27 protein-coding genes are annotated in these 25,983 nt (G+C 61.8%); 15 read left to right on the top strand and 12 right to left on the bottom strand.

Annotated features, from left to right (window positions below; translation table 11 throughout):
- Nucleotides 1-68: 68 nt before the first annotated feature.
- Complete coding sequence (gene purM, locus DC522_RS06560; RefSeq protein ID WP_116527891.1) at nt 69-1,136, top strand: phosphoribosylformylglycinamidine cyclo-ligase; 1,068 nt, start codon at nt 69-71, stop codon at nt 1,134-1,136.
- Nucleotides 1,136-1,780, top strand: coding sequence for a phosphoribosylglycinamide formyltransferase (gene purN / locus DC522_RS06555; RefSeq protein ID WP_116527890.1), 645 nt, complete (start codon nt 1,136-1,138; stop codon nt 1,778-1,780). The genes purM and purN overlap by 1 nt, the downstream gene beginning before the upstream one ends.
- Nucleotides 1,781-1,893: 113 nt before the next feature.
- Here purN and DC522_RS06550 read toward each other — a convergent pair whose 3' ends face one another.
- The 3 genes from DC522_RS06550 to ndk form a co-directional block, all read right to left on the bottom strand.
- Complete coding sequence (locus tag DC522_RS06550) at nt 1,894-2,256, bottom strand: hypothetical protein (protein WP_116527889.1); 363 nt, start codon at nt 2,254-2,256, stop codon at nt 1,894-1,896.
- Nucleotides 2,257-2,490: 234 nt separating this feature from the next.
- Nucleotides 2,491-4,644, bottom strand: coding sequence for a molybdopterin oxidoreductase family protein (locus DC522_RS06545; RefSeq protein WP_116527888.1), 2,154 nt, complete (start codon nt 4,642-4,644; stop codon nt 2,491-2,493).
- Between the two features lie 88 nt (nt 4,645-4,732).
- Nucleotides 4,733-5,155 (bottom strand): nucleoside-diphosphate kinase, encoded by a 423-nt coding sequence (gene ndk / locus DC522_RS06540; RefSeq protein WP_116527887.1) that lies wholly within the window; start codon nt 5,153-5,155, stop codon nt 4,733-4,735.
- 289 nt (nt 5,156-5,444) lie between these two features.
- Here ndk and DC522_RS06535 point away from each other — a divergent pair, with 289 nt between their 5' ends.
- Both DC522_RS06535 and DC522_RS06530 read left to right on the top strand, forming a co-directional pair.
- Nucleotides 5,445-5,849 (top strand): DUF2147 domain-containing protein, encoded by a 405-nt coding sequence (locus DC522_RS06535; RefSeq protein ID WP_116527886.1) that lies wholly within the window; start codon nt 5,445-5,447, stop codon nt 5,847-5,849.
- Nucleotides 5,850-5,982: 133 nt separating this feature from the next.
- Nucleotides 5,983-6,339 (top strand): hypothetical protein, encoded by a 357-nt coding sequence (locus DC522_RS06530; protein ID WP_116527885.1) that lies wholly within the window; start codon nt 5,983-5,985, stop codon nt 6,337-6,339.
- A gap of 41 nt (nt 6,340-6,380) precedes the next feature.
- Here DC522_RS06530 and DC522_RS06525 read toward each other — a convergent pair whose 3' ends face one another.
- Nucleotides 6,381-7,088, bottom strand: a complete 708-nt coding sequence (locus DC522_RS06525) for a glutathione S-transferase N-terminal domain-containing protein (protein ID WP_116527884.1) — start codon at nt 7,086-7,088, stop codon at nt 6,381-6,383.
- 188 nt (nt 7,089-7,276) lie between these two features.
- On the opposite strand from DC522_RS06525, the gene DC522_RS06520 reads away from it, so the two are divergent.
- The gene (locus DC522_RS06520) at nt 7,277-7,528 is read left to right on the top strand and encodes a hypothetical protein (RefSeq protein WP_133239244.1); all 252 of its coding nucleotides are present in this window, start codon (nt 7,277-7,279) and stop codon (nt 7,526-7,528) included.
- Nucleotides 7,529-7,676: 148 nt separating this feature from the next.
- Here the strand turns inward: DC522_RS06520 and DC522_RS06515 are convergent, their stop codons facing one another.
- Together DC522_RS06515 and DC522_RS06510 are read right to left on the bottom strand one after the other, a co-directional pair.
- Entirely contained in the window at nt 7,677-8,135 is a 459-nt protein-coding gene (locus DC522_RS06515; protein WP_116527882.1) for a GNAT family N-acetyltransferase, read from the bottom strand.
- Nucleotides 8,132-8,776 carry a glutathione S-transferase family protein gene (locus DC522_RS06510; protein WP_116527881.1) on the bottom strand — a complete coding sequence of 215 codons (645 nt, stop codon included), beginning with the start codon at nt 8,774-8,776 and terminating at the stop codon, nt 8,132-8,134. Before DC522_RS06510 ends, DC522_RS06515 begins: the two co-directional genes overlap by 4 nt.
- A gap of 95 nt (nt 8,777-8,871) precedes the next feature.
- On the opposite strand from DC522_RS06510, the gene DC522_RS06505 reads away from it, so the two are divergent.
- Nucleotides 8,872-9,282, top strand: a complete 411-nt coding sequence (locus DC522_RS06505; protein WP_116527992.1) for a DUF4345 domain-containing protein — start codon at nt 8,872-8,874, stop codon at nt 9,280-9,282.
- Nucleotides 9,283-9,487: 205 nt separating this feature from the next.
- The gene (locus tag DC522_RS06500) at nt 9,488-10,894 is read left to right on the top strand and encodes an adenylate/guanylate cyclase domain-containing protein (protein WP_116527880.1); all 1,407 of its coding nucleotides are present in this window, start codon (nt 9,488-9,490) and stop codon (nt 10,892-10,894) included.
- Nucleotides 10,895-11,029: 135 nt separating this feature from the next.
- Here DC522_RS06500 and DC522_RS06495 read toward each other — a convergent pair whose 3' ends face one another.
- Both DC522_RS06495 and gatB read right to left on the bottom strand, forming a co-directional pair.
- Complete coding sequence (locus DC522_RS06495) at nt 11,030-11,533, bottom strand: GNAT family N-acetyltransferase (RefSeq protein ID WP_165820068.1); 504 nt, start codon at nt 11,531-11,533, stop codon at nt 11,030-11,032.
- A gap of 2 nt (nt 11,534-11,535) precedes the next feature.
- Nucleotides 11,536-13,011, bottom strand: a complete 1,476-nt coding sequence (gene gatB, locus DC522_RS06490; protein WP_116527878.1) for an Asp-tRNA(Asn)/Glu-tRNA(Gln) amidotransferase subunit GatB — start codon at nt 13,009-13,011, stop codon at nt 11,536-11,538.
- Between the two features lie 337 nt (nt 13,012-13,348).
- Here gatB and DC522_RS06485 point away from each other — a divergent pair, with 337 nt between their 5' ends.
- The 3 genes from DC522_RS06485 to DC522_RS37075 all read left to right on the top strand — a co-directional run bounded on the left by DC522_RS06485 (nt 13,349) and on the right by DC522_RS37075 (nt 17,525).
- Complete coding sequence (locus DC522_RS06485; RefSeq protein ID WP_116527877.1) at nt 13,349-13,684, top strand: hypothetical protein; 336 nt, start codon at nt 13,349-13,351, stop codon at nt 13,682-13,684.
- Nucleotides 13,685-13,971: 287 nt separating this feature from the next.
- Nucleotides 13,972-14,499: a hypothetical protein gene (locus DC522_RS06480; RefSeq protein WP_116527876.1), complete on the top strand. Its 528-nt coding sequence runs from the start codon at nt 13,972-13,974 to the stop codon at nt 14,497-14,499.
- Nucleotides 14,500-14,837: 338 nt separating this feature from the next.
- Entirely contained in the window at nt 14,838-17,525 is a 2,688-nt protein-coding gene (locus tag DC522_RS37075) for a hypothetical protein (protein WP_165820067.1), read from the top strand.
- Between the two features lie 96 nt (nt 17,526-17,621).
- Here the strand turns inward: DC522_RS37075 and DC522_RS06470 are convergent, their stop codons facing one another.
- The 4 genes from DC522_RS06470 to DC522_RS06455 all read right to left on the bottom strand — a co-directional run bounded on the left by DC522_RS06470 (nt 17,622) and on the right by DC522_RS06455 (nt 20,862).
- Nucleotides 17,622-17,921 carry a hypothetical protein gene (locus tag DC522_RS06470; protein ID WP_116527874.1) on the bottom strand — a complete coding sequence of 100 codons (300 nt, stop codon included), beginning with the start codon at nt 17,919-17,921 and terminating at the stop codon, nt 17,622-17,624.
- A gap of 5 nt (nt 17,922-17,926) precedes the next feature.
- The gene (gatA, locus tag DC522_RS06465) at nt 17,927-19,441 is read right to left on the bottom strand and encodes an Asp-tRNA(Asn)/Glu-tRNA(Gln) amidotransferase subunit GatA (RefSeq protein WP_205769526.1); all 1,515 of its coding nucleotides are present in this window, start codon (nt 19,439-19,441) and stop codon (nt 17,927-17,929) included.
- 126 nt (nt 19,442-19,567) lie between these two features.
- The gene (gene gatC, locus DC522_RS06460; RefSeq protein WP_116527873.1) at nt 19,568-19,855 is read right to left on the bottom strand and encodes an Asp-tRNA(Asn)/Glu-tRNA(Gln) amidotransferase subunit GatC; all 288 of its coding nucleotides are present in this window, start codon (nt 19,853-19,855) and stop codon (nt 19,568-19,570) included.
- Between the two features lie 305 nt (nt 19,856-20,160).
- Nucleotides 20,161-20,862 (bottom strand): metal-dependent hydrolase, encoded by a 702-nt coding sequence (locus tag DC522_RS06455; RefSeq protein WP_116527990.1) that lies wholly within the window; start codon nt 20,860-20,862, stop codon nt 20,161-20,163.
- Between the two features lie 132 nt (nt 20,863-20,994).
- On the opposite strand from DC522_RS06455, the gene DC522_RS06450 reads away from it, so the two are divergent.
- The 5 genes from DC522_RS06450 (at nt 20,995) to ruvX (ending at nt 25,835) form a co-directional block, all read left to right on the top strand.
- Nucleotides 20,995-22,260, top strand: coding sequence for an ABC transporter substrate-binding protein (locus DC522_RS06450; RefSeq protein WP_116527872.1), 1,266 nt, complete (start codon nt 20,995-20,997; stop codon nt 22,258-22,260).
- A 2-nt stretch (nt 22,261-22,262) separates the two neighbouring features.
- Nucleotides 22,263-23,234 carry a carbohydrate ABC transporter permease gene (locus tag DC522_RS06445; RefSeq protein WP_116527989.1) on the top strand — a complete coding sequence of 324 codons (972 nt, stop codon included), beginning with the start codon at nt 22,263-22,265 and terminating at the stop codon, nt 23,232-23,234.
- Nucleotides 23,231-24,055 (top strand): carbohydrate ABC transporter permease, encoded by an 825-nt coding sequence (locus DC522_RS06440; protein WP_116527871.1) that lies wholly within the window; start codon nt 23,231-23,233, stop codon nt 24,053-24,055. Before DC522_RS06445 ends, DC522_RS06440 begins: the two co-directional genes overlap by 4 nt.
- Before the next feature lie 17 nt (nt 24,056-24,072).
- Entirely contained in the window at nt 24,073-25,209 is a 1,137-nt protein-coding gene (locus DC522_RS06435; RefSeq protein WP_116527870.1) for an ABC transporter ATP-binding protein, read from the top strand.
- A 65-nt stretch (nt 25,210-25,274) separates the two neighbouring features.
- Complete coding sequence (gene ruvX, locus DC522_RS06430) at nt 25,275-25,835, top strand: Holliday junction resolvase RuvX (RefSeq protein WP_116527869.1); 561 nt, start codon at nt 25,275-25,277, stop codon at nt 25,833-25,835.
- Nucleotides 25,836-25,983 lie beyond the last annotated feature (148 nt).

Raw genomic sequence — 25,983 nt, 5'->3', positions numbered from 1 at the left:
GAAAAGCTGAAACCCCTTGCCTCCCGCCCTCTCTAGCCTTACTCCCCACCCCAACACGGGGTGTGCCCATGACCGAGAAGCAGACGAACGGCCTGACCTATGCCCAAGCGGGCGTCGATATCGACGCGGGCAATGCCATGGTCGACCAGATCAAACCCTTGGTGCGGTCCACGCGCCGCCCCGGGGCGGACGCGGAGATCGGCGGTTTCGGTGGCCTCTTCGATCTCAAGGCAGCCGGCTTCAAGGACCCGATCCTGGTGGCCGCCAATGACGGCGTAGGCACCAAGGTGAAGATCGCCATCGACACCGGCATTCACGACACGATTGGCATCGATCTCGTGGCCATGTGCGTGAACGATATCATCGTTCAGGGCGCGGAGCCCCTCTTCTTCCTCGATTATTTCGCGACCGGAAAGCTCTCACCCGAGGTAGGCGTCCATATCGTGAAGGGCATCGCCGAGGGCTGCCTCCAGGCAGGCTGCGCGCTCATCGGCGGCGAGACGGCCGAGATGCCGGGCCTCTACGCCAAGGGCGACTACGATCTCGCGGGCTTCGCGGTGGGCGCAGCCGAACGGGGCACGCTTCTGCCCAAAGACGTGAAGGTGGGTGACGTGCTCATCGGCCTGCCCTCGTCGGGCGTTCATTCCAACGGCTTCTCGCTCGTGCGCCGGATCGTGGATCACTCTGGTCTCTCCTGGAATGCACCGGCTCCGTTCGCTTCCGACAGGACGCTGGCCCAAGCCCTGCTCGAGCCGACCCGGATCTACGTGAAGGCCCTCCTCCAGGTCCTGAAGGGCGGCGACGGGATCAACGCCCTCTGCCACATCACCGGCGGCGGCTTCCCCGACAATATTCCGCGCGTGTTGCCCGACGGCGTCGGCGTGCGGCTCGATCTGAACGCTATCCCCGTCCCGCCCGTGTTCGGCTGGCTGAGCCGTGCCGGCGGCGTGGCGGAAGCCGAGATGCTGCGCACCTTCAACTGCGGCATCGGCATGATCGTGGTGGCGAGTGCCGACAAGGCAGACGCGGTCATCGAGCGCCTTCGTCAGGCGGATGAGAACCCGGTCCGCATCGGCGAGACCATCGCCCATGCGGGCGGCGAGCGCGTGCAGACCGCAGGGTCACTGAAGCTCTGATGGCCCGCCGCGTTGCCGTTCTGATTTCCGGGCGCGGGTCCAACATGGTCTCGCTGATCGAGGCCGCATCCGCGCCCGGCTTCCCGGCCGAGATCGCCCTCGTTCTCTCGAACCGCCCCGATGCGGCCGGGCTCGAGCGCGCTCGGGCTGCGGGTATCGCGACGGCCGTCATCGATCACAAGTCTCACCCCACCCGTGAGGATTTCGAGCAGGCCATGGATGCGGTGCTGAGCGAACACCGCATCGAGTTCATCTGCTTGGCCGGCTTCATGCGCGTGCTCACCGACTGGTTCGTGGAGCGCTGGGCCGGAAAGATGATCAACATCCACCCTTCCCTCCTGCCCCTGTTCCGCGGCGTGCACACCCATCGCCGCGCGATTGCAGAAGGCGTGCTCATCCATGGCTGCACGGTGCATTTCGTGGTGCCGGAACTCGATGCCGGCCCCATCATCGCCCAGGCCGCCGTGCCGGTGCTCCCCGGCGACACGGAAGAGAGCCTCGCCGCGCGCATTCTCGTGCAGGAGCACCTTCTCTATCCGCAGGCCCTGCGCATGGTCTGTGACGGCAGCGCCCGTCTCGAAGGCGGACGCGTCGTGTTCTCTCGAAGCTGGGACGGCAAGGGCGCCCTGCGCTCGCCTGTTTGACCGACCCTCCCTCGTCATGGCCGGGCTTGTCCCGGCCATCCCGATCCGTAGGGCGCTGCGCTTCTCATCATCGAGATCACCGGCACCAGGCCGGTGATGACATGGGTGATTGCTTACAGCTGCGGACGCTGCAGCTTGCACGCATCGATGGCCGAGAGCGCCTTTTCGCGGGCGGCTTCGTTGAACACGCCCGTATCGCGGTAAGCCCGCACCTCATCGGCACTCAGGGCGCGCATGGTGCGGCCCGCATAGCAATCGCACTTCTTGCTCAAGGAAATCTCTGTGACGCCCTGCAGCTTGGCCTGAATGATGGCGCAGGCTTGGCTCACGCGCTCGCGCAGCTCGGAAACGCTGGCGGTCTTGAGAGCCGGATCGGGCTCGTACATCGTGGGCGTGCTGGAAGCCGCGGCAAAGGCTGCCGTGGCGCTGCTGCTGATGGCCGCAGCCGTCAGCAGCGCGCGGAAGGTCGAAATCATGGAAAGCTCCCCAGGGAACAATGTTCATGTCGGAGCTTAAGAACAGCCTTGGCCGTTTCGGTTCAAGGCTTACGCGAAAATAGGCTTAAGAAGGTCTCACCGGCTTCCGCAGCCTCAACCTCATCCTGAGGAGCAGACTGCGTCTGCGTCTCGAAGGAGGATCCAGTTGCGCGCTGGAGACGCCCTCGCCCTTCGAGACGCTTCGCTCCTCAGGGTGAGGGCTGTATTTCGTTCTTAGCCGGCAACCGGCTCAGTCCTTTCACGAACAGTGACGACAGGTGTCTCGACCTCCAGATCCGCACCGACCCTTTCAAGCGCCACCCGGTTGTCGTGGAAGGCAGCCCCGCCATAGGGCGCCACCTGATCGCCACCGGTGAGCGTGTTGATGCCGCGGCCCAGAGGATGCGCCTTGTTGGGCCAGATGCCTTCCGCGATCAGCACGCCACGACGCACGCCATCGAACAGACGCGCTCGCAGGAACACCTCGCCGCGATGGTTCCTGAGCTTCACCCAGTCGCCGTCGGCAATACCCTGCCGCTCCGCATCGAGCGGATGGAGCATCACCTCGGGCCTGCCCTCCTTGGCAACCGAGCCCGGCGTCTCGGTGAATGAGGTATTCAGGAAGCTGCGGGCCGGGCTCGTGGCGAGACGGAAGGGATAATCGCACGTCGCATCTTCGATGACCGCCCAGTGGTCAGGCAGCGCGGGCATGTTGGCGTAAGGCCCCATCGGCCCGTTGTTGTAGGACGGGACCGACGTCCAATCGGGCTTGAACCGAAACTTGCCGTCCGGATAGCCGAAGCCTTTCAGATAATGCGCCTCCTCGAAGGGCGGCTGCACATCCTTATGGACCGCAAGCTCCAACTCCTCGATGCTGCCCCAGCCGGAATTACGCAGGGTCCAATCGATGATCTCGCGTGGCTCCATGTCGAAGCCACGATGCTCGGCTCCCAGGCGCTTGGCGAGTGCGCGTGTCACCTCGTGGTTCGACCAGCATTCGCCGGGCGGATCGATGAGCTTCGGGCCGATCTGGAAATGTTGGTGTCCGCCGCCGGAATACAGATCGTCGTGCTCCATGAACATGGTCGCGGGCAGCACGATATCGGCCATCATCGCCGTCTCGGTCATGAACTGCTCGTGCACGCAGACGAACAGATCCTCACGCGCGAAGCCCTGCTTCACCAGCTCCTGCTCCGGCGCAACGGTGACCGGATTGGTATTCTGGATCAGCATCGCCTTGATCGGCGGACCATTATAGAGCGCATCAGCGTCGCCGGTGAGCACCCGGCCGATCTGCGACTGGTCGAGCTGACGGATCGAGCCGTCGATGGCCTCATGACCTTCGATCAGCGCCTTGTTCCACTTGAAGATGCCGCTGTTCGAATGGAACGCGCCGCCGCCTTCGTATTGCCAGGCACCGGTCACCGCCGGAATGCAGGCAGCCGCATGCATGTTGACCGCGCCGTTGCGCTGGCGGCCGAAGCCGTATCCGAGGCGGAAGAAGGTGCGCTTGGTCTCGCCGACGAGCTTTGCGAAAGCCTCGATCTCCTCGACCGACAGGCCAGTGATGTCCGAGGCCCAGACGGGATCACGGGTCTTGAGATGTGCTTCCAATTCGCGAGGGTGATCGGTGTAGCGCTCCAGATAATCCCAATCCGCGTAGGAATTGCGGAAGAGAACATGCATCACCGCGCAGGCGAGCGCGCCGTCGGTGCCCGGCTTCACCAGAAGCGCCATGTCGGCCTGCTTCATGGTGGCGTTCATGTAGATGTCGATGGCGACGATTTTGGCCCCGCGCTCCTTCCGGGCGCGCATGGCATGAGTCATCACATTGACCTGGGTGTGGACCGGGTTCGTGCCCCAGATCACCACGCAATCGGAGACCGCCATCTCGCGCGGGTCGGAGCCTGCGAGCTTGCCCGTGCCGGCCACATAGCCGGTCCAGCCCATGGGCGTGCAGATGGTGGAATACTGGCCGGAATATTTCTTCACATGGCGCAGGCGGTTGATGCCGTCGCGCATCACGAGGCCCATGGTGCCCGCGTAGTAGTAGGGCCAGACGGACTCTGAGCCGAACTCGGCTTCCGCCTTCAGGAAGGCCTTCGCGACGGTATCGAGCGCCTCATCCCATGAAATCCGTTCGAACTGGCCCGATCCCTTCGGGCCCGTCCGCTTCAGCGGATAGAGCAGCCGGTCCGGATGGTGAATGCGCTCGGCATAGCGCGCCACCTTCGCGCAGATGACGCCCGCCGTGTAGCTGTTGGTCTTGGCCCCGTGCACACGCCCAATGCTCTTGCCGTCGATCACCTCCACGTCGAGGGAGCAGGCAGAGGGACAATCGTGCGGACAGATCGAGGCGCGGCGGTCGATGCGAGGAGCTTGGTTCATGGCAGGCGCATGATGACGGAGCAGGAGGCCAAAGAAAAGGCCGCCCTGAAGGCGGCCTGATCATTTTGCTCGGAAAGCCGAAGAAGGCTTAGCCGACGATCTCGTTGCCCGAGAAGAACTGGGCGATCTCGATCTTGGCGTTCTCGATGCTGTCGGAGCCGTGGACCGAGTTCTCGCCGATGGACTTGGCGTAGAGCTTGCGGATGGTGCCCTCGGCGGCGCTCTCCGGGTTCGTGGCGCCCATGATCTCGCGGTAGCGGAGAACGGCGTTATCGCCTTCGAGAACCTGCACGACGACCGGGCCGGAAATCATGAAGTCCACGAGCTCACCGAAGAACGGACGCTCCTTGTGGACCGCGTAGAAGGTCTCGGCCTCGCGGCGGGACATGATAATGCGCTTCTGGGCGACGATGCGCAGGCCGGCGTTCTCGATGACGGCGTTGATGGCGCCGGTCAGGTTACGCTCGGTTGCGTCGGGCTTGATGATGGAGAAAGTACGCTCGATGGCCATGACAGGTCATCCTTTTAAGAGAAGAAATCGGGAAAGTCCGGCGCTTATAGCGGCGAGGCCCCTCCCCCTCAAGCGCCTTTTCGCGATTGCGAAGGATATCGTAAAGACAGGGAGGCGGGTTTCGCTGGGGCAAAATCTGCTTCCTGGGCACCTGATTGAGCATCGCTCTTGCCGAAGAACCGACATCCGCTTCTTCGCGCGATGCTCCTGCTCCGGTTGGAAAGCTGGGCCGCTTCCCCTAGTCTCTTCCCCTGATCGGTCCAGTGAAGACCGACTTGGAGGGAAAATCATGAAGTCTCTACCCCTTGCCGCCCTCGCACTTTTTCTTCTGACGGGGGCTGCCTACGCCCAAGCTCTGGACCCGAGTGGAACCTACCTCAGCGAGAGCGGCGAAACCCGGGTGCGCATCGCCAAATGCGGGCAGGTCTATTGCGGAACCATTATTTCCATCCAGGGCGATGCCAAGGACGTGAACAATCCGGACGCCAACTTGAGGGGTCGCAGCCTTGTCGGAGTCCAGATGATTTCGAACATCCAGCCTTCCGGCAACGGCTTCACCGGTCAGCTCTACAATTACAAGGATGGCAAGATCTATACGGGCAAGATGACCTTCGAGGGCAAGTCCATGCAGCTCTCCGGCTGCGTCCTGGGCGGCCTCATCTGCCGGTCGCAGACCTGGGCTAAGCTGAATTGAATTGAGCTTTCTGGCCACTGCAGCAGCTGAGGGGAACCTGAGCTACTGCGGCTAGGCTTAAATGCCTTCATCGCTCGACGCATGCAAAGCTACGTGATAACGAAGCTTCGAAGAGATTACTGGAGCTTCCCTCATGTTTAGGCCTCTCTTGGCGCTTGCATTTATCGTGACCGGCATTGGCACCGCTCGAGCCGAGTGTTCCGTAGCCACCCAGAAGCGCTGGGAAAATGCCATGAGTGAGATAATGCAGATTGAACGCCTCCGCGTTCGAATGACCTTGGAGGAGGAGACGACCAACATCAGGTTTCAATGCAGGGTGAAGGATGTTCTTGTCGAGATCTCCGCTGCTGCCAAAGAATACTTCCCTGCCTGCGACCCGCATGTTGCCGACAACGCCCATGTCGCGGTCCTGAAAACCGAAAATGCCCTTAGCAAATTTGATGCGTCCAAATGCTCAAAGACGCAGGCAGCCTCCACAAAAAAGAAATAGCGGCCCGGCTTCCGGGCCACCCTCTACGCATTTGCCTTCTGCTACCGCGCCCTCTGACCGAACAGCACGGCCTGAACGGCGGGGTCCGTCAGATCGGTCTTGGTGCGATCCTCAGCCCCAACCTCAAGGGCGCGCTGCACCGCCGGACGCTCAAGCACAGCATTGAGCCAGCGCTTCACGTGCGGGAAATCCTCGATGTTCTGGCCCTGGCGCTCCCAGAGCTTGGCCCAGGGGGCGATGGACATATCGGCGATGGAATACTCGCCCGCCACGTATTCCCGGTCCGCCAGACGCTTGTTCAGCACGCCATAGAGACGGTTGGTCTCGTTGGTGTAGCGCTCGATGGCGTAAGGCACCTTCTCCGGTGCGTAGATGCGGAAATGGTGTGCCTGGCCGAGCATGGGGCCGAAGCCGCCCATCTGCCAGAACAGCCATTGCTCCACCTCGACGCGTCCGCGCTCGTCCTGAGGATAGAACTTGCCCGTCTTTCGGCCGAGATATTGCAGGATCGCGCCGGACTCGAACACGGAGATGGGCCGCCCGTCCGGCCCCTGATGGTCGACGATGGCCGGCATCTTGTTGTTGGGCGAGATGCCTAAGAACTCAGGCTTGAACTGGTCGCCCTTGCCGATATTCACCGGGTGGATTGCATAGGGCAGCCCGCATTCCTCGAGCATGATGGTGATCTTCCACCCGTTCGGGGTCGGCCAGTAATAAAGATCGATCGGTTGTTGGGCGGAAGCCGCCATGACACGCCTCTCCTTGTGTAACGACACAGGTTGATGAGCAGAAGTTAGGGTATCGAGCGCGGTCTCGCACCCTCAAGGCCCGTGGTTTGCGGTGGATAGAGCGCATGGCTGACCACCCGCACTTGCATGTTCTATTGTTTCATATGAAATAAATCGAGCGCAAGTTGAATGCGTCTATGGGGGATCTCATGATGAACCGTATTGTCAGCACGGCACTCGCCGCGACCATGGCCCTTGCCATTGTCGGCAGTGCCCAGGCCGTTGAGACGAAGCCGAAGAAGGAGCCGACTGCGGCCCAGATCGCAGCCCGCGAGCGCATGACCAAGTGCAGCGCCGAATGGAAGGAAGCCAGGGCCGCTAAAAAGATCGAGCCCGGCATGAAGTGGCCAAAGTTCTGGAGTGCCTGCAACACGCGGCTCAAGGGCGGCACGAGGGCTTGAACTTTATCAATTGACTGCCTCGTCATCCCCGGGCTTGTCCCGGAAATCCACGTCTTGAGACTGCAGAGGTTCAAAGACGTGGGTGGCCGCAACGAGCGCGGCCATGACGAAAGGGCTCGGGCAGAATACGCCGCACCCAGCGTTGTTCTCACAGCTTCTTCTTGAAGCCCTCGTGAGAGCGTGAAAAGCCCAGCCGCTCGTAGAAGCGGTGGGCGTCCTTGCGGGCCTTGTTGGAGGTGAGTTCGAGCATGGCTGCGCCACGGGCGCGGGCCACGCTTTCCGCATGGGCCATCATCTTCGCACCGATGCCGCCGGAGCGGCGCGCGGCCTTCACCTTCACGCTCTCCACCTTCACGCGAAGCGCCCCGCGCCCGGTGAGGTTCGGGATGAAGGTGAGCTGGAACGTGCCGATGACCTCATCGCCGTCCACCGCCACGAACAGCATGTTCTCGGAGCTTTTGGCGATGGCAGCGAAAGCGGCCTCGTAGGCAGGCTTGGTCTCCGGCGACCAAACGTCTCCGTGTGTACCGAGTTCATCCTCCTCATGGAGGCGGATGATTGCCTCCAGGTCCTCCGCCCTTGCCTCGCGAAACTCCAGGGCGCTCATGCGGCGACCCGGGATTCCATCGGCAAAAGGTTCTGCGGGAGTTTCAATCCCGGCAGAGCTTCCATGCGCCTCAGCCAGGCGCTGAGGTGAATGTAGGGAGCAAGATCGATCTCCGCCTCGCCTGCGAAAGCCAGCACGCCGAAGATGTCGATATCGGCAATCGTGACGCCCTCCCCGACAATCCAGTTGCGACCCGCCAAATGCCGGTCGAGCACCTTGAGAGCTGATGCGGCCTCGGCGGCGTACATCTCCAGGATCTCAGGCCCGGCCTGACGGAAGCCGCGCTTGACGCCGCGCGTGCGATAGACGGATGGAGCGAGACGGTCGAAATCCCAGTAGAGCCACTCGCGTGCCTGCAGCCGCTCTTCGAGGGTAGCGCCCCCGAACTTGCCGAGCGTATCCGCGAGATATTCCAGGATGGCCGCCGACTGGCACAGATGCCGCCCGTTGTTTCGGTCGGCCAGCAGCGGCACCTGACCGTAGCGCTGCTTGGCAAGGTAAGCCGGCTGCTTGTGAGCACCCTCGCGCAGAGGCACATGCACGTAGTCGAAGGCCTCCCCAGCCAGAGACAGCATCAGGCCGACCTTGTAGGTGGGGCCCGACAGGGCAATTCCATGAAGTTCAAAACGCGCGGGCACCATCGGCTCCTGTGAGCAAGTTTCGTGAGGCCAAGCTAAAGGATTGCGTCTCGAACCGGAAGGAGCAGAATTCCAAGGGAGGACCAGTTATGCCCAGCATGGATCGCGAGCGGAAGCTGTTGCAGCAGACGATTGCCATCGTGGCCACCATTCCCGTGGCAACGGGGCTCTATGGCGTCCTTTTCGGGCAGGCCCTCACGGGCGATGCGGTGAGCATCTCGGCGGAGAGCCATTTCCGCTTCATGTCCGGCCTCCTGCTCGGCATCGGGCTGTGCTTCTGGAGCACGCTGCCCGGCATCGAGGACAAGACAAACCGCTTCCGGTTCCTGACACTGCTCGTCGTCATCGGCGGCTTGGGCCGCCTGATCGGCCTCGTGCTCACCGGCCTGCCTTCGTTCTTCATGATGGGAGGCTTGGTTCTTGAGCTCATCGTCACCCCGGTTCTGTGTCTATGGCAGACACGGGTTGCGAACCGTTACGCGGAAGAATACGGCGTGGCAGAAACGTAAAAGCCTTGTCCGCGCCATCAATTTGCCTCCTCGTCCGTTTCTGCTGCACGATTGCGCGCTCAAATCCTTGTTTTGCAAGCCTTTGAGCCCGTGAAGTGCTATTCTGAAAGCGTATAGAATGGCATCATGCAAGCGTGCCCAACGCATATCGTAGCATCGATGCTCAAGACTCAAGGCGTACCTGAACCTCGAAGGAGGTCGGACCATGAGTGAAGCTCAGAAACTCCTCACAATATTGCGCCAGACGGCAGATCCCGACGCCGTCGATGCCATCGAGCACCTGATCCACGACGCACCGGATCATGAACTGAACCGCATCAATGTCCTGGCTTTTGCCGCGAAACATCATCTCGACGAGGAGAGCACCATTGCCGCCTTCCTGCACGCTGCGCGGCTGGGCCTTTTCGAGTTGTCCTGGAACGTCCTGTGCCCGGGATGCGGCGGGGTGATGGATGCAGGCGCAAGCCTGAAGTCCTTGAAGAAAGAGGAATACAGCTGCGCTCTCTGCGCTGCCGGATACGAACCCACCCTCGATGAAATGGTCGAGGTGACCTTCACGGTCAGCCCGCGGGTGCGCAAGATCGCGGCGCATGAGCCCGACAAGCTTCCGATGCCGGAATACTTACGCCAGATCTTCTGGAGTTCGGGTGTCGATCTGCCGGAGGATTTCGAAAAACAACTCGAGGAAGTCATGCTCGATTCCGTCGAGCTTCCTCCCGGAGAGCGGGTCATCCTGTCCCTGCAGCTCCCCCCGGCATTCGTGATCGTCTTCGATCCTGTGACCCATGCCACCCAGTTCGTCGAGGTTAAAGGCGAACCCACTCGCGAGCGCCAGAATCTGTCGCTGATCCTGACGGAGCAGCCTGCCGAGAACGACACGGTGGAGCTGCGCCCCGGCCCCGTCCGCCTCCTGCTCGAGAATCACACCAAGAGGCGCACGCTTCCGGCTGTGTGGCTCGCCAACGATGCCCTGCATCACTTGATGGAGCATCGTCGCCCCTTCCTCACTGCCAAGCGCCTTTTGACGAACCAGACATTCCGGGACCTCTACCGCACGGAAACGCTCGATATCGATCAGCGACTGAAGATTACGAGCCTCACCTTCCTCTTCACCGACCTCAAGGGCTCGACAGAGCTCTACGAACGTGTCGGAGACCTCGTGGCCTACGATCTGGTGCGTGAGCATTTCCGCGTGCTGAATGAGATCGTAGCCTCCGAGGCCGGGGCCGTGGTGAAGACCATCGGCGACGCCGTGATGGCGACCTTCCCGACGCCGGATCACGCCGTCTCCGCTGCGCTCAGAATGCGAGAGGCCATGCGCACGCTGAACGAGCAGCGTGGACATGAGGACCTTCTGCTCAAGATCGGCATTCACGAGGGCCCATGTCTTGCCGTCGTGCTCAACGAGCGGCAGGACTATTTCGGGCAGACCGTGAATATCGCCTCAAGGGTCCAGAACCTTGCGAACTCACGCTCGATTTATGCAACCGGAACCGTGATCGAGAACCCTGAAGCTCTTGAGATCATCGAAACGCAAGGCCTGCACCCGACCCTGCAGAAAACGACGCTTCGAGGGATCAACAACGAGTTCTCGGTTTACGAGATTCCGTGAAATCGCTCCCTCCATGTCATCACCGGCCTTGTGCCGGTGATCTCTGTCGCTCTTGCCTCAGGATGAGGACTGAGGGTCTTAAAAACGAGATGGCCGGGACAAGCCCGGCCATGACGAGAGTGAGAAGCCCTCGCCTCAGAGATCCTTCTCGAAGTGATATTCCGACGAGTTCGAGATGTCACCGAGGTCGCGCCGCCGGTCCGTCTGCGTGTAGCCCAGCTTCTTGTAGAGCCGGTGCGCATCGGTGAAGCGCGTGTCGGACCAGAAGAACATGCACGTCGCACCCTTCTCGCGAGCGTGGCGCTCAACGGCGCGGACCAGCGACGAGCCGAGGCCTCGGCCGCGTTGGTCGGGGCGCACATAAAGGCGGTGAAGCTCCGCCGTAGCGGCTCCGGGAAAATCAACGGAGACGCAGGCGCGGATGCGTCCGCTCTCGTCCTCCGTCACCCATAGAACGCCATCATTCTGTCGAGGCGATCCCGGCGCACGAAGATCCCTCAGGTCGTCGTGGGGATCGATGAAGCAGCCGGGATAGTCGGCGAAGCAGAGGGACAGAAGCCCGAAGAGATCCTGCGCATCGCGATCTTCCGCGATGCGCAGGACAAGAGCGTTGTCAGCGATTTTGAACGCCTCGCTCACGATCACTCGATCCCGAGCTTGGACTTCAGGATCTCGTTGACGGCCTGCGGGTTGGCCTTGCCGCCGGTCTGCTTCATCACCTGGCCGACGAACCAGCCGAGCAGCGTGGGCTTGGCTTTCGCCTGCTCGACCTTGTCCGGATTGGCCGCGATGACCTCGTCGATGGCCTTCTCAATGGCGCCGGTATCGGTCACCTGCTTCATGCCGCGCTTTTCCACGATCTCACGCGGATCACCGCCTTCGGTGAAGACGATCTCGAACAGGTCCTTGGCGATCTTGCCGGAGATCACGTTCTCGCCGATGAGCTCGATGATGGCGCCGAGCTGCTGAGCGGAGACCGGCGATCCCGTGATATCCTTGCCTTCCTTGTTCAGGCGGCCGAACAATTCGTTGATGATCCAGTTCGCGGCGGCCTTGCCATCGCGGCCCTTCGCGACTTCCTCGAAGAAGTCGGCGGAAGCCCGCTCAGCCACCAGCACGCCGGCGTCGTAGGACGAGAGGCCGTAATCGCTCATGAAGCGGGCCTTCTTCTCGTCCGGCAGTTCCGGCAGGTGCTGGGCGAGATCGTCCACGTAAGCCTGGTCGAATTCGAGCGGCAACAGGTCCGGATCGGGGAAGTAGCGGTAATCGTGCGCCTCTTCCTTCGAGCGCATGGAGCGGGTTTCGCCCTTGCCCGGATCGTAGAGGCGGGTCTCCTGCTCGATTACGCCGCCATCCTCAAGGATAGCGATCTGGCGACGCGCCTCATACTCGATCGCCTGGCCGATGAAGCGGATGGAGTTGACGTTCTTGATCTCGCAGCGGGTGCCGAACTCCTCGCCGGGACGGCGGACGGACACGTTCACGTCGGCGCGCAGATTGCCCTTGTCCATGTCGCCGTCGCAGGTGCCGAGATAGCGCAGGATCGTGCGCAGCTTGGTGACATAGGCGCGCGCCTCGTCAGCCGAACGCAGGTCCGGCTTCGACACGATTTCCATGAGCGCCACGCCGGAGCGGTTGAGATCGACGAAGCTCATGGTGGGGTGCAGGTCATGGATCGACTTGCCCGCGTCCTGTTCAAGGTGCAGGCGCTCGATGCGCACCGTGATCGTCTCAGCCGTTTCCGGCACGTCCACGGTCACCTCGCCCTCGCCCACGATGGGGCTTTTGTACTGGCTGATCTGGTAGCCCTGCGGAAGGTCCGGATAGAAATAGTTCTTGCGATCGAAGGTGCTCTTCAGGTTGATCTGCGCCTTGAGGCCGAGGCCCGTGCGGATCGCCTGGCGGACGCATTCCTCGTTGATGACGGGCAGCATGCCGGGCATGGCCGCATCCACGAGAGAGACATGGCTGTTCGGATCGCCGCCGAAAGCCGTCGAGGCGCCGGAGAACAGCTTGGCCTGGCTCGTCACCTGGGCGTGGATCTCCATACCGATGACGATTTCCCAATCGCCTGTCGCGCCTTTGATGAGCTTCTTAGGATTGACCGGAGCGTTCATAAGCCGTGCGCCTTTATCTCTAAAGCATCGGACGTGAAAAGTGGATTCCACTTTTGGGATCGGTCCGATGCTTGCTTCCATTAACGAGCGCATCATGTGACGCGGAAAACCGGGTCCACTTTTCCGCACGATGCGCTTGTGTTTCCTGCCCGGAGTAAGAGCGACGCGAAATCGGGTCAACCCCTTTCGAGATGAACAGACGTTCAGATTAGCGCCTCATAAGGCTAAGATTAATTATGATTTATGTACAGGGACTTAAGATAATTGCCACGCTGGCATGAAACCGCATCCAATATCAGGCGTTGAACGGGAGGTAAAACGGTCAAGGAGCTTAAAAATGGCTATGGATCCCATGGATCGCGAACCGAACGTCTACAATCGTGAGACCAACGTCTACGATACGGACCGTCGCGGTTCCAATACTCTTGCTTACGTGATCGGCGGTCTTGTTATCGCCCTGGGCCTGCTGGCTTTCCTTTTCTATGATGGCGGCAACGAGCCCAGCACGACCGGCAGCACCGGCACGCAGACGGAAAGCTCTTCGCCGGCCACGGGCTCGAGCGGCACGGGCGCCACGGGCGGTTCGTCCACGGCTCCGGCCACTCCGACCACCCCGGCACCTGCTTCGCCGGCCCCGGCCTCTCCGTCGGCCCCAGCTTCCCCGCAGCAGTAATCTCGCGTCCAGCGTAATGCTGCGTCACAAGGGCCTGACCCCGGTCAGGCCCTTTTCTTTTGGCTCAAAGCCCTGCCCAGCTAGAGCCTCGGACCAAAAGTGGATTTGCACTTTCGGGATTCATCCGATGCTCCCTCCATAGAGCCGCGCATCATTGAAAGCGGAACCGGAGGTCCACGTCAGTGAAAACCGGGGCCACTTTTTAAGCACGATGCGCTAGGAACAAAGCCGAAGCTTGAGCGGTTACGCCTGTCGACCCCCCAAGGCACCGCATCAGGAGCATAGCGATGGCAAGCAAATCGAGCTTCACCCCCGAGGAATGGTCCCGTCTCGTTGCAAGCCCGGTAGTGGCCAGTATGGCGATTACCGCCGCGGACCCCGGCGGGCTCTGGAGCCTGCTCCAGGAATCCATGTCGAGCGGCTGGGCACTTCTCGAAGCCAAGCAGGACGCGCAGGCGAACCCTCTCGTGAAGGCGGTGGCTGACGACATCTCGAATGCGGACACGCGGGATGCCGTGCGCCATTCCTTTCAGGCGCAGTTCAAGGGCAGCCAGTTCGCCGACATCAAGCGCAAGGCCATCGAGGAATTGACCGCGATCTCGAGCCTGCTCGACGCCAAGGCGCCCGACGAGGCAGCGGCCTTCAAATCCTGGATTTGGAGTGTGGCGCGAAAATCCGCGGAAGCGGGCAAGGAAGGCGGCTTCCTCGGCTTCGGCGGCGTAGCGGTGAGCGACGCTGAAAAGGCGACGCTCGCAGATATCGCAGCAGCGCTGGGGAACCCGGCAGGATCCGGCGCAGGACTTGCAGAAACCTAGGGCATCGGCCCCGGCTTCCCCGCAGCAGTGATCTCGCATCCGGCGTACGCTGCATCACAAGGGCCTGACTTGGTCAGGCCCTCTTCTTTTGACCAGCATAAAGGAATACGACCACCCAAAGCCTCGACCGAACAGGCATTTCCCAGACCTGAGAACACGCTCACCGCGCAAAGTCCGGCTGCATTTTTTGCACTGATGCAATTACCACCAACTAGGATTCAAGTTCGCTATGATATAACTTTATAGCATTGCATGAATCAGACAGCCATCTCGGCCGAGCTTCATGCATGATTGCAATTGCCCCGATTTTCGGATCAGGCCTTCAGCGAGATACTCCCGTGTCGACCAGGAAAAAGAAGCTCTCCTCTGTCTTTGCCATTCACACCTGGGCTGAGAAAGCCAAAGGTGACCTTGCGGGTACCAAGACCCTTCTGCCGGTAAAGAGGTACAGCACCGTCTCGGTCGAGAAGGACGCCTATATGGCGACAATGACCCTCACCAAGAGCGCGACGACGGCGCGCTCCACCTCCAAGGTGTCAGGCGTCCTGATCAACGGCACGGACGGTTCCGATACCCTTACGGGAGGCACCGGCGGCGACACCCTCAACGGCGCCGGCGGCAATGACACGCTTTTCGGCGGCGATAACACGGACCGTCTCAATGGTGGTGCGGGCGACGATCTGCTCGATGGCGGTGCCGGCTCAGACATTATGGCGGGCGGCACGGGCAACGACACTTACATCGTCGATACCACGCGCGATTCCATCTCCGAACTCGCCAGCGAAGGCATCGATACGGTACAGTCCTCCGTATCCTTGTCGCTCGGCTCGAACATCGAGAATCTGACGCTCACAGGCACGGCAAATCTCAACGGCACCGGCAACAGCCTCAATAACGTGATGATCGGCAATGCGGGGAGTAATCTGCTCCAGGCCGGCGGCGGGAATGACACTCTCGATGGTGGATCGAATGTAACCGGCGCCATCGACACGCTGGCAGGCGGCGCAGGCGACGACGTCTACATCGTGCGCAGCGCCACTGACATCGTTCGCGAATATGCCGGTGACGGCAACGACACTGTTCAGACGGCGCTTGACTACACGCTCGGCGCCAATGTCGAGAACCTCGCTCTCACAGGCTCCGCGAACCTGTCCGGCACGGGCAATGAACTCGCCAACCATATGATGGGTAACGATGGTGCCAACCTGTTGCAGGGGCAGGCCGGCAATGACACGATCGTCGGTGGCGCGGGCAACGATACTATCGGTGGCGGCACCGGCAATGACGTGCTGACCGGAGGCGCAGGTGCGGATCTCTTCCGCTTCGCGAAGGCGGGCGGTCAGGACACGATCACCGATTTCGACGCGATGCAGGGTGATCTCATCGACCTCACCGGTACGGGAATTACCGGCATCGAACAATTGCAAATCGCCTCATCGGGCTTGAATTACGTCATCGGTCTCGGCGACGGCACGACGATTACGTTGGCCAATAGCACGGCGCCTCAGGCAAACTGGTTCAAGTTCGACCCTGCGCCCCCTCCTGGCGGGGGTGGCGGCACCGGAGAATCCATCTTCACCTGGGAGGGCACGACTCTACCCTCTTATTGGGGTGGCAACTTCCAAACGACAGGCGGCCTTTCCGCCATGGATCAGGTGAAAGCCACCGGCGCCAACACCGTCACTCTCGTGCCGAATTTCTTCATGGCGAACCAATACAGCAATGAGGTGAAGCTCATCAATCTGAGCACAGATCCAACGAAGCCCTGGTTGAGTGAAAGCGACACCTTCGCTCAGGTCCGGCAAGCTGTTCTCGATGCGACGGCACGTGGTCTGAAGGTGGTTCTCAAGCCGCATCTCGAGACTGACAACCGCGTCTGGCGCGCCGACATCGCACCCACCGATCCCAAAGCTTGGTTCGCCAGCTACAAGGCCATGATGGTGGAATACGCCAAGGTCGCTCAGGCCGCTGGTGCATCCATGATCTGTGTCGGCACCGAGATGAAGAGCATGACGGACCCCACCAAGGTCTGCAGCGATGGGATGACCTACACCCAGAAATGGGTGGATATCATCTCTGCCGTGCGCAGCGTCTTTTCGGGCCAGGTCACCTATTCCTCGACCTATGAGGAAGTGACCAAGGTCGGTTTTTGGGACGCTGTCGATAACATTGGCGTCAATCCCTATATTCCGCTTTCAACCAGCAACACACCGACTGTCGATCAGATGGTGGATGCCTGGATTCAACCGCATTTCAACAGCTGGATTCGGGATACCTTGTACCAAGGCAAATCGGCCATCGAGTACTATAAGGCTCTCTCCGATCAATACGGCAAGCAGGTCATCTTCACCGAAGTCGGCTACCGCAGCATGGACGGAGCCAACAAGGATCCGGGTCTTCATGGCGGCAGCGGCACCGTCGATTACCAGGAGCAGGCGGATGCCTACACGGCCCTGTACAAGGTGATGGAAAACTACGGCGGGCGCTGGCTCGGCGGCTCCTTCCTCTGGAGCTACTATCCCTATGCATCCAAGCAGGAAATGACAGCGGCGGGGGTCTCCGAACTCGACTATACCACCCAATGGAAACCCGCGAACGACATCATCACTGCGAATTATTCGAGCCCCGACCACGTGACGGGACTCATCTGGACGGGAACATCCGGCAACGACAAGCTCGATGGCGGATATCACAACGACACGCTGAACGGTGGCTCAGGCAATGATACCCTGTGGGGTGGGGCTGGCCACGACATACTCAGCGGCGGCACGGGTGTGGATCGTTTCGACTTCGGAGCATCAAACGGCACCGACACGGTTACGGACTTCGACATGGCGACTCTGGGCGAGGTCATTTCCATCGCCAAGAACGTGAACGGTCTTTCCCTCAGCACCTTCGAGGAGCTGATAGCCCGCACCACGATGTCGGGAACGGATACGGTCATTGATCTAGGCGCAAACAACAGCATCAAGCTGGTCAATGTCGACAAGACCATACTCAATGCAAACCACTTCCTCTTCATCTAGAAGAAAAAGCGGCGCGGAGATCATCCGCGCCGCCTCCCCTTCAGAACAAAGGCCGCGACGTCGTCGCGGCCTTCGTCGTTTAAGAATGCACGATCATCAACGCTTCGCCACACGGCGCGCCGCATAAGCACCACCGGCCCAGAGAAGCGCTGCGATGAAACGTACGGGAAACAGCGTCAGCGCGTCGGCGCGCACCGGCGCGATCCACGGAATGCCGATGAGGCTGATCACGTACGACAAGAGGATCGACAAGCCGAGCGCCGCGATGGCGGCGATCAGGATCTTGCCGAACTGATCGGCCTTCCAGCCGAGCAGCACGGCAACAATGATCAGAACCGGATCGAAGGCTGCGGGCAGCCAGTCCCAGAGATGAACGACGGGAACCGTTGGACCCACTTGATTTAAGCCCACCAGGGCTGCGGCAGCTTGATGCGTCCGGCAGCGTCTTCGATCACCTGACCGACGGCGAAGAGGGTTTCCTCGTCGAAGGCGCGGCCGATGAGCTGGAGGCCGAGCGGCAGGCCCTGCGAGTCCAGGCCAGCCGGAACGGCGAGACCCGGAAGGCCCGCCATGTTCACGGTTACTGTAAAGATGTCGTTGAGGTACATCTCCACCGGATCGCCGGAGCCCTTCTCGCCGATGCCGAAGGCAGCCGACGGCGTGGCGGGCGTCAGGATCGCATGAACGCCCTGCGCATAGACCTCCTCGAAGTCGCGCTTGATCAGCGTTCGGATCTTCTGGGCGCGGACATAATAGGCGTCGTAATAGCCCGCCGAGAGCACATAGGTGCCGATCATGATGCGGCGCTTGACCTCGCGACCGAAACCGGCGGCGCGGGTCTTCTCGTAGAGATCGACGATGTCCTTGCCGTTCTCGCGCAGGCCGTAGCGCACGCCGTCATAACGGGCGAGGTTCGATGAGGCCTCGGCCGGGGCCACGATGTAATAGGCCGGCAGCGCATACTTGGTGTGAGGCAGGGAGACCTCGACGATCTCGGCGCCGGCGGCGCGCAGCCATTCCGCACCCTGGTGCCAGAGCTGCTCGATCTCGGATGACATGCCATCGACGCGGTATTCCTTCGGAATGCCGATCTTCAACCCCTTGACGCCGCGCGTGACGGCAGCCTCGTAATCCGGAACGGCTAAGTCGACGCAGGTCGTGTCCTTGGCATCGGGCCCGGACATGGAGCGCAGCATGATGGCGGCGTCGCGTACCGTGCGGGTGATGGGGCCGGCCTGGTCGAGAGACGAGGCGAAGGCGACCGTGCCCCAGCGGGAAACGCGGCCATAGGTCGGCTTGATGCCTACGGTGCCCGTGAAGGCCGCCGGCTGGCGGATCGAGCCGCCGGTGTCGGTCGCGGTCGCGCCCAGGCAGAGGTGCGCGGCCACAGCCGCCGCCGAACCGCCGGACGAGCCGCCGGGGACGAGATGCTTGCCCTCGATCTGGCCCGAAGCGCCAGCACTCACATTCGAGCCCTCGCGGCGCCAGGGCGACACGACCGGACCGAAGGCACTGGTCTCGTTGGAGGAGCCCATGGCGAACTCGTCCATGTTGAGCTTGCCGAGCATGACGGCGCCGTCGTTCCAGAGGTTCTGGGTGACGGTGGACTCGTAAGGCGGGTTGAAGTTGCCGAGGATCCTGGAGGCAGCGGTGGAAACCACGCCTTCCGTGCAGAACAGGTCCTTGATGCCGAGCGGGATGCCTTCCATCGGGCGAGCCTCGCCCTTGGCGATCTTCTCGTCGGAGGCCTTGGCCATGGCGAGCGCCTTCTCGGGCGTCTCGAGCACATAGGCGTTCAGCGCCCTCGCCTTCTCGACGGCGGCGATATGGGCCTGCGCGAGCTCGGTGGCGGAGAAGGTCTTGGCCTTCAGGCCCTCACGGGCTTCGGCAATCGTGAGATGGGTCAGTTCGGTCACGGGACTTGATCTCTGTTCCAACGTCATGGCCGGGCTTGTCCCGGCCATCCACGCCTTATTCTGCGGGAGATCCCCGGGCCGCGTGTCGCTTGCCTCGCCCGGGGATGGTTGAAAAAGGCTGAGGCCTTATTCAACCACTTTCGGCACCAGGAAGAAGTTGTCTTCCGTGGCGGGGGCGTTCTGGACGATCTTCTCAGGATGGCCGCCATCGGTCACGCCGTCCTGGCGCTTCTTCATGATCATGGGCGTCACGGAAGTCATGGGCTCCACGCCGTCCACGTTCACTTCGTTGAGTTGCTCGACGAAGGAGAGAATCGCGTTGAGCTCGCCCTGGAGGTGAGGCACCTCCTCATCCGTCACGGCAATACGCGCCAGATGGGCGATGCGGCGGACCGTTTTCTCATCGACCGACATGAATGGTCATACCCCTTGGAAATCTGATCGGCGGGCTATAGCACCCGCCCGCCTCAGGGGGCAACGGCGGATGTTGGGAAGGTCCGTTTCGGCCATCCTTCGTCATGGCCGGGCTTGTCCCGGCCATCCCGTTTTAAGACCCTCCGCCCTCATCCTGAGGAGGTCGCGCAGCGACCGTCTCGAAGGAGCTTCCAGAGAGCACTGGATCCTCCTTCGAGACGCAGCCTGACGGCTGCTCCTCAGGATGAGGTGAGAGTGTGGAAACGGAGATCACCGGCACAAGGCCGTGATGACATGAGAGGCAGTCAAACCCGCACCGCCACGGTCTTGTGCGGCACCACGACCTGGACGCCCTTGCCTTCCAGGGCCGCCACGAACCGGTCCGCATTGGGGACGAGCGGCGGGAAGGAGGCGTAGTGGCAGGGAATGACCGCCTTCAGGCCGCTGAAATAGCGCTGGACGGCCAAGGCCGCGACCTCCGGCCCCATGGTGAAGCGGTCGCCGATGGGCACCATGGCCACTTCCGGCTGGTGGATTTCGGCGATCAGGCCCATGTCGCCGAAAATATCCGTATCGCCCATATGGTAGACGGTGGGCTCCCCCGGCGCCTTCACGATGATGCCGTTGGCGGAGCCGAGGGGGAAGTTCACGTCCATCTCCACGAGGCCGGACGAATGGTCTGCCCGCACAAGCGTGACGGTAAAGCCGCCCTGGTCCGTCGTGCCGCCGGTATTCATCGGGTCAATGTTCTGAACGCCCTGCTTCGCTAGGTACATGCAGAGTTCGAAATTGGTGACGACCTTCGCGCCTGTCGCCTTCGCGATCTCCACCGTGTCGCCCACATGGTCGCCATGGCCGTGGGTGAGCAGGATATGGCCCACGCCTTCGATGGTCTTCGCCCTGTCACCCTCGAAAGCCGGGTTGCCGGTGAAGAACGGGTCGATGAGCACGGCCTTGTCGGCGAAATCGAGCCGGAAGGCGGAATGTCCAAACCAAGTGATTTTCATGGGAGCACCTTCGCTGAAACGAGCATGAAGATGGGGCAAGGCCGATGCGCGGCCATGTTCCAAAGGAACAAAGAGCGGGTCCTCAGGCTTGTCAACCTAAGCAATAAACATGAACCCTGCTGGAGGATAGCCATGTCCCGACTCATCGCCAGTCTGACCCTTGCGGCCGGCCTTCTTACCTCCGCCAGTGTCTCTGCCGTCGAGATTTCGATTTCGTGCAGCGCGCTCGGCAAGGAATATGAAATCTGCAAGCAGGGCGTCGATGCCTGGGCCAGTAAAACCGGCAACACGGTCAAGATCGTCTCGACCCCGAACTCCGCAACCGAGCGCCTCGCTCTTTATCAGCAGTTGCTGGCCGCCGGCGCGGGCGATGTCGACGTGTTCCAGATCGACGTGGTGTGGACCGGCATTCTCGCCGATCATTTGCAGGACCTGACCTCGAAGGGCCAGGGCGTTGTCGGCGAGCATCTTCCCGCGATGGTCGAGACGAGCCGCGTGAACGGGAAGCTCATGGCGATGCCCTGGTTTGCCGATGCGGGCCTGCTCTATTATCGCAAGGACCTGCTCGACAAATACAAGCGCCCCGTGCCGCAGACTTGGTCCGACCTGACCGAGACGGCCCGCATGATCCAGGAGGGCGAGCGCAAGGAGGGCAAGGGCGATTTCTGGGGCTATGTCTGGCAGGGTCGCGCCTATGAGGGCCTGACCACCGTCGCTCTCGAATGGATCGCCTCCTACAACGGTGGCACCATCGTCGATGAAAAGGGCGAGGTCACCGTCGAGAACCCGAAGGCTGTCGAGGCCCTGAAGACGGCGGCAGGCTGGGTCGGCGCCATCACGCCGGAAGGCGTGCTCAACTACACGGAGGAGGAAGCGCGCGGCGTCTTCCAGGCGGGCAACGCCGCCTTCATGCGCAACTGGCCCTATGCCTGGGCACTGGCTCAAGGAGCGGACAGCAGCATCAAGGACAAGGTCGGCATCGCGCCCTTGCCGAAGGGAGGTGCGGACGGGCGTCATGCGGGTACGCTGGGCGGCCAATTGCTCGCCGTCTCCAAGTACTCCAAGAACGCCGATGCCGCGACCGATCTCGTCATGTACCTGACCGGCCAGGAGGAGCAGAAGCGCCGCGCCGTCCAAGGCTCGTTCAATCCCACCATCGTGTCGCTCTATGGCGATGCGGACATTGCGAAAGCCAATCCGTTCATCGGCGATCTTGCGGATGTGTTTGCGAATGCGGTCGCACGCCCGGCGACGGTGACGGGACAGAACTACAACAAGGTCTCGACCGAGTTCTTCAACGCCGTCCACCAGGTGCTCTCGAAGCGAGCGGAGCCCGCGCAGGCGCTCAACCGCCTCGATCGTGATCTGAAGCGGATCAAGCGCAGCGGCTGGCAATGATCATGTCGGGCGCGACCATCCGGGCGACCGCCCCTGCGCGTGAAGCCGTGCGGGGCGGCCGTTCCGCCCTCACCCGCTCGCGCGTCAAGGCGGCGTGGATCTTCATCGCGCCGACGCTGATCGTGCTGGCGCTCATCGCAGGCTGGCCTCTCGCGCGCACGATCTGGTTCAGCCTCACGGATGCGAACCTCAACAGCCTCAACGATTACGAATTCATCGGCCTCGAGAACTACATCGCCAATTACGACGGCGAGTGGTTGGGCCTGCTCACCGATCCGGACTGGTGGCGCTCGGTGTGGAACACGGTGTGGTTCACGGCGATCTCCGTCTCCATCGAGACCGTGCTCGGCACCATCGTCGCGCTGATCCTCAACGCGTCCTTTCCCGGACGCGGCATCATGCGTGCCGTCATTCTCATTCCCTGGGCCATCCCCACAGTGGTCTCGGCCAAGATGTGGAACTGGATGCTCCACGACCAGTTCGGCGTGATCAACGACATGCTCCTGCGCCTCGGCCTCATCGCCGCGCCGATCACCTGGACCGCCAACCCCGACACGGCGCTTTGGACCGTGATCATGGTGGACGTGTGGAAGACCACGCCCTTCATGGCGCTGCTCATTCTCGCAGCCCTGCAGATGCTGCCGGGCGATATCTATGAGGCCGCGAAGGTGGATGGCGTGCATCCCGTGAAAGTCTTCTTCCGAGTCACGCTGCCGCTGATCAGGCCGGCGCTCATCGTTGCCGTGATCTTCCGCGCGCTCGATGCGCTGCGCGTCTTCGACCTGATCTACGTGCTCACCGCCAATTCGCAGGACACCATGTCCATGTCGGTCTATGCACGCCAGCAGCTCGTGGACTTCCAGGAGGTGGGCCTCGGCTCGGCAGCCTCGACTCTCATCTTCCTCATCATCGCCCTTCTCATCGTCATCACCATGGCCGCGGGCCGGGTTCGGCTGGGAGGTGAAACCCGATGAAAGTGCTGACCCGGATCGGCTTCTGGCTGCTGGTTGTGGCCATCGGCTTGTTTTCGATCTTTCCGTTCTACTACGCGGTGATCTCGTCCTTCCGCTCGGGCTCGGATCTCTTCAAGGTGGCCTATTGGCCCGAGCGTCTGGACTTCTCCAACTACATCGCCGTGTTCGAACGCCAACCCTTCGGCACAAACATCTTCAATTCGGTTGTCGTCGCGGGCTCCGTGGTGGCACTCTCGCTCGGCTTAGGCATCACGGCGGCTTATGCCTTCGGACGCATCCGCTTCCGCGGCCGATCGCTGCTGCTCATGACCATTCTTGCGGTCTCCATGTTCCCGCAGGTGGCGGTGTTGTCGGGCATGTTCGAGCTGATCCGGAGTTTCGGACTCTACAACACCCTGCCCGGCCTGATCCTCGCCAACCTCATGCTCACCCTGCCCTTCACGGTCTGGGTGCTCACCACCTTCATGCGGGAATTGCCGAAGGAGATCGAGGAGGCCGCTTTCGTGGACGGAGCAACACCCTGGATCGTGGTGCGCCGAGTCTTCCTGCCATTGATGATGCCGGCTGCCGTCACCACGGGACTCCTCGCCTTCATCGTCTCGTGGAACGAGTTCCTCTTCGCCCTCACCTTCACCCTGACCAACGAACAGCGCACCGTGCCGCCAGCCATCGCGCTCATGAGCGGCTCAACGGCCTACGAACTGCCCTGGGGCACGATCATGGCGGCTTCCGTCATCGTGACGGTGCCGATCATCGCGTTGGTGCTGATCTTCCAGCGCAAGATCGTGGCGGGCCTCACCGCAGGCGCGGTCAAGGGATAATTTCAAGGACTTTTCAGATGGCTGACGTCGTTCTCAAAAATGTTCGCAAATCCTTCGGCCGGGTCCATGTAATCCACGGCGTGGATCTCGACATCAAGGACGGCGAGTTCATCGTCTTCGTCGGCCCTTCCGGCTGCGGAAAATCCACGTTGCTGCGCCTCGTCGCAGGCCTGGAGGACATCACCTCCGGCGATATCTTCATCGGCGGCCAGCGCGTCAACGATCTGTCTCCTGCAAAGCGCGGCATCGCGATGGTGTTTCAATCCTATGCGCTCTATCCGCATATGAACGTCTACGACAACATGGCCTTCGGCCTGGAGCTGGCGAAATCGTCAAAAGCTCAGATCGACGCCAAGGTGCGCGAGGCCGCGCGCATGTTGCAGATCGAAAACCTTCTCGATCGCAAACCCCGTCAGCTCTCCGGCGGACAGCGCCAGCGCGTCGCCATCGGCCGCGCCATCGTGCGCGATCCGAAGGTTTTTCTCTTCGACGAGCCTCTCTCCAACCTCGACGCAGCCTTGCGCGTGCAGACCCGCATCGAGATCGCCAAGCTCCACACCGACACCCGCGCCACCATGATCTACGTGACCCACGACCAGGTGGAAGCAATGACGCTCGCGGACAGGATCGTGGTGCTCAACGCCGGTCGCATCGAGCAGGTCGGAACGCCATTGGAGCTCTACCACCGCCCGGCCAATCTCTTCGTCGCGGGATTCCTCGGCTCGCCGCAGATGAACTTCATCACCTGTGTCGTTTCCCATATCGACTCAGACGGCGTGCAGGTGCAGTTGCCCAATGCCAGCATGATCACCGTTCCGGTTTCATCGGATGGCGTGCACGTGGGCGAGACCGTGACGCTCGGCATCCGGCCTGACCATGTGAAAGTCTCCGCTCAAGGCACTGTCACCGGACGCATCGAGCTGGTGGAGGAACTTGGCGAGAACCACCTGCTCTATGTGGATTTCGGTAAGGACCGCCATCTCACAATCCGCGAGCCGGGCGATGCACGTCATGAGGTCGGACAGGAGGTCAGCCTCCTGCTGGCGCCGGAAGCCTGCCATCTGTTCAAGGAATCGGGCGAGGCCCTGCCCATGCTCGCCCCCACCGGGGCTCCCATGGCCCGGTCGCCGTCTCCGGCGACCAGCGCCGCCTGATCTCGACGCACGCCAACTTCCTCTATACTGGCTATCATAGAGACAGTGCCGTGAGGAGGCTGCCCATGACATCGAGGGATGACGAGCTGATCGCCTTTATCGAAGGTTTGAGCCCCCGCGCGCGCCTCATGGGCGTCGATCTCGGCACCAAGACCATCGGCTTGTCCCTGTCCGATGTGGAGAAGCGGATCGCGACGCCGCTCGAGACCATCAAGCGAGTGAAGTTCACCCCCGATGTGCAGCACATCAAGGATCTGGTGGAGCGATACGAGGTCGGCGGACTCGTCTTCGGGCTGCCCCTCAACATGGACGGCACCGAGGGCCCCCGCTCGCAGGCCACCCGCGCCTTCGTGCGCAACCTAAAGCCTCTCCTGCCACTGCCCGTGCTGTTCTGGGACGAGCGCATGTCCACCATGGTCGTGACCCGCACCCTCCTCGACGCGGATGCCTCCCGAGCCACGCGCGCCGACGCCGTGGACAAGATGGCCGCCGCCTACATCCTGCAAGGAGCCCTCGACCGCTATGAGCGGATCGCGGCTGACGCCGAGGCCGCCCACGACGAGGCCGAATACCGGGCCGGCCTCGGCCTCGACCCGCCTCCCGAAAGCGGCGACATGGACGACTGAGGCCTCACCTCAGCGCCAAGCTTGAGGCACCTGTCATTCAGATGTCAGAAAGCCGTCGAATGGGGTTGACGCACCCGCAAAAGCAGCCTATCTGACCGGCACTCGCTGAGTTCGCCGCCCGCGGCCCGGACCTTTCATTCTCCGGAAT

Source organism: Microvirga sp. KLBC 81, from assembly GCF_003075415.1.
Classification (GTDB): Bacteria; Pseudomonadota; Alphaproteobacteria; order Rhizobiales; family Beijerinckiaceae; genus Microvirga.
The sequence above is the reverse complement of the archived record's forward strand: the minus strand, read 5'-3'. Positions and strand labels throughout refer to the sequence as shown.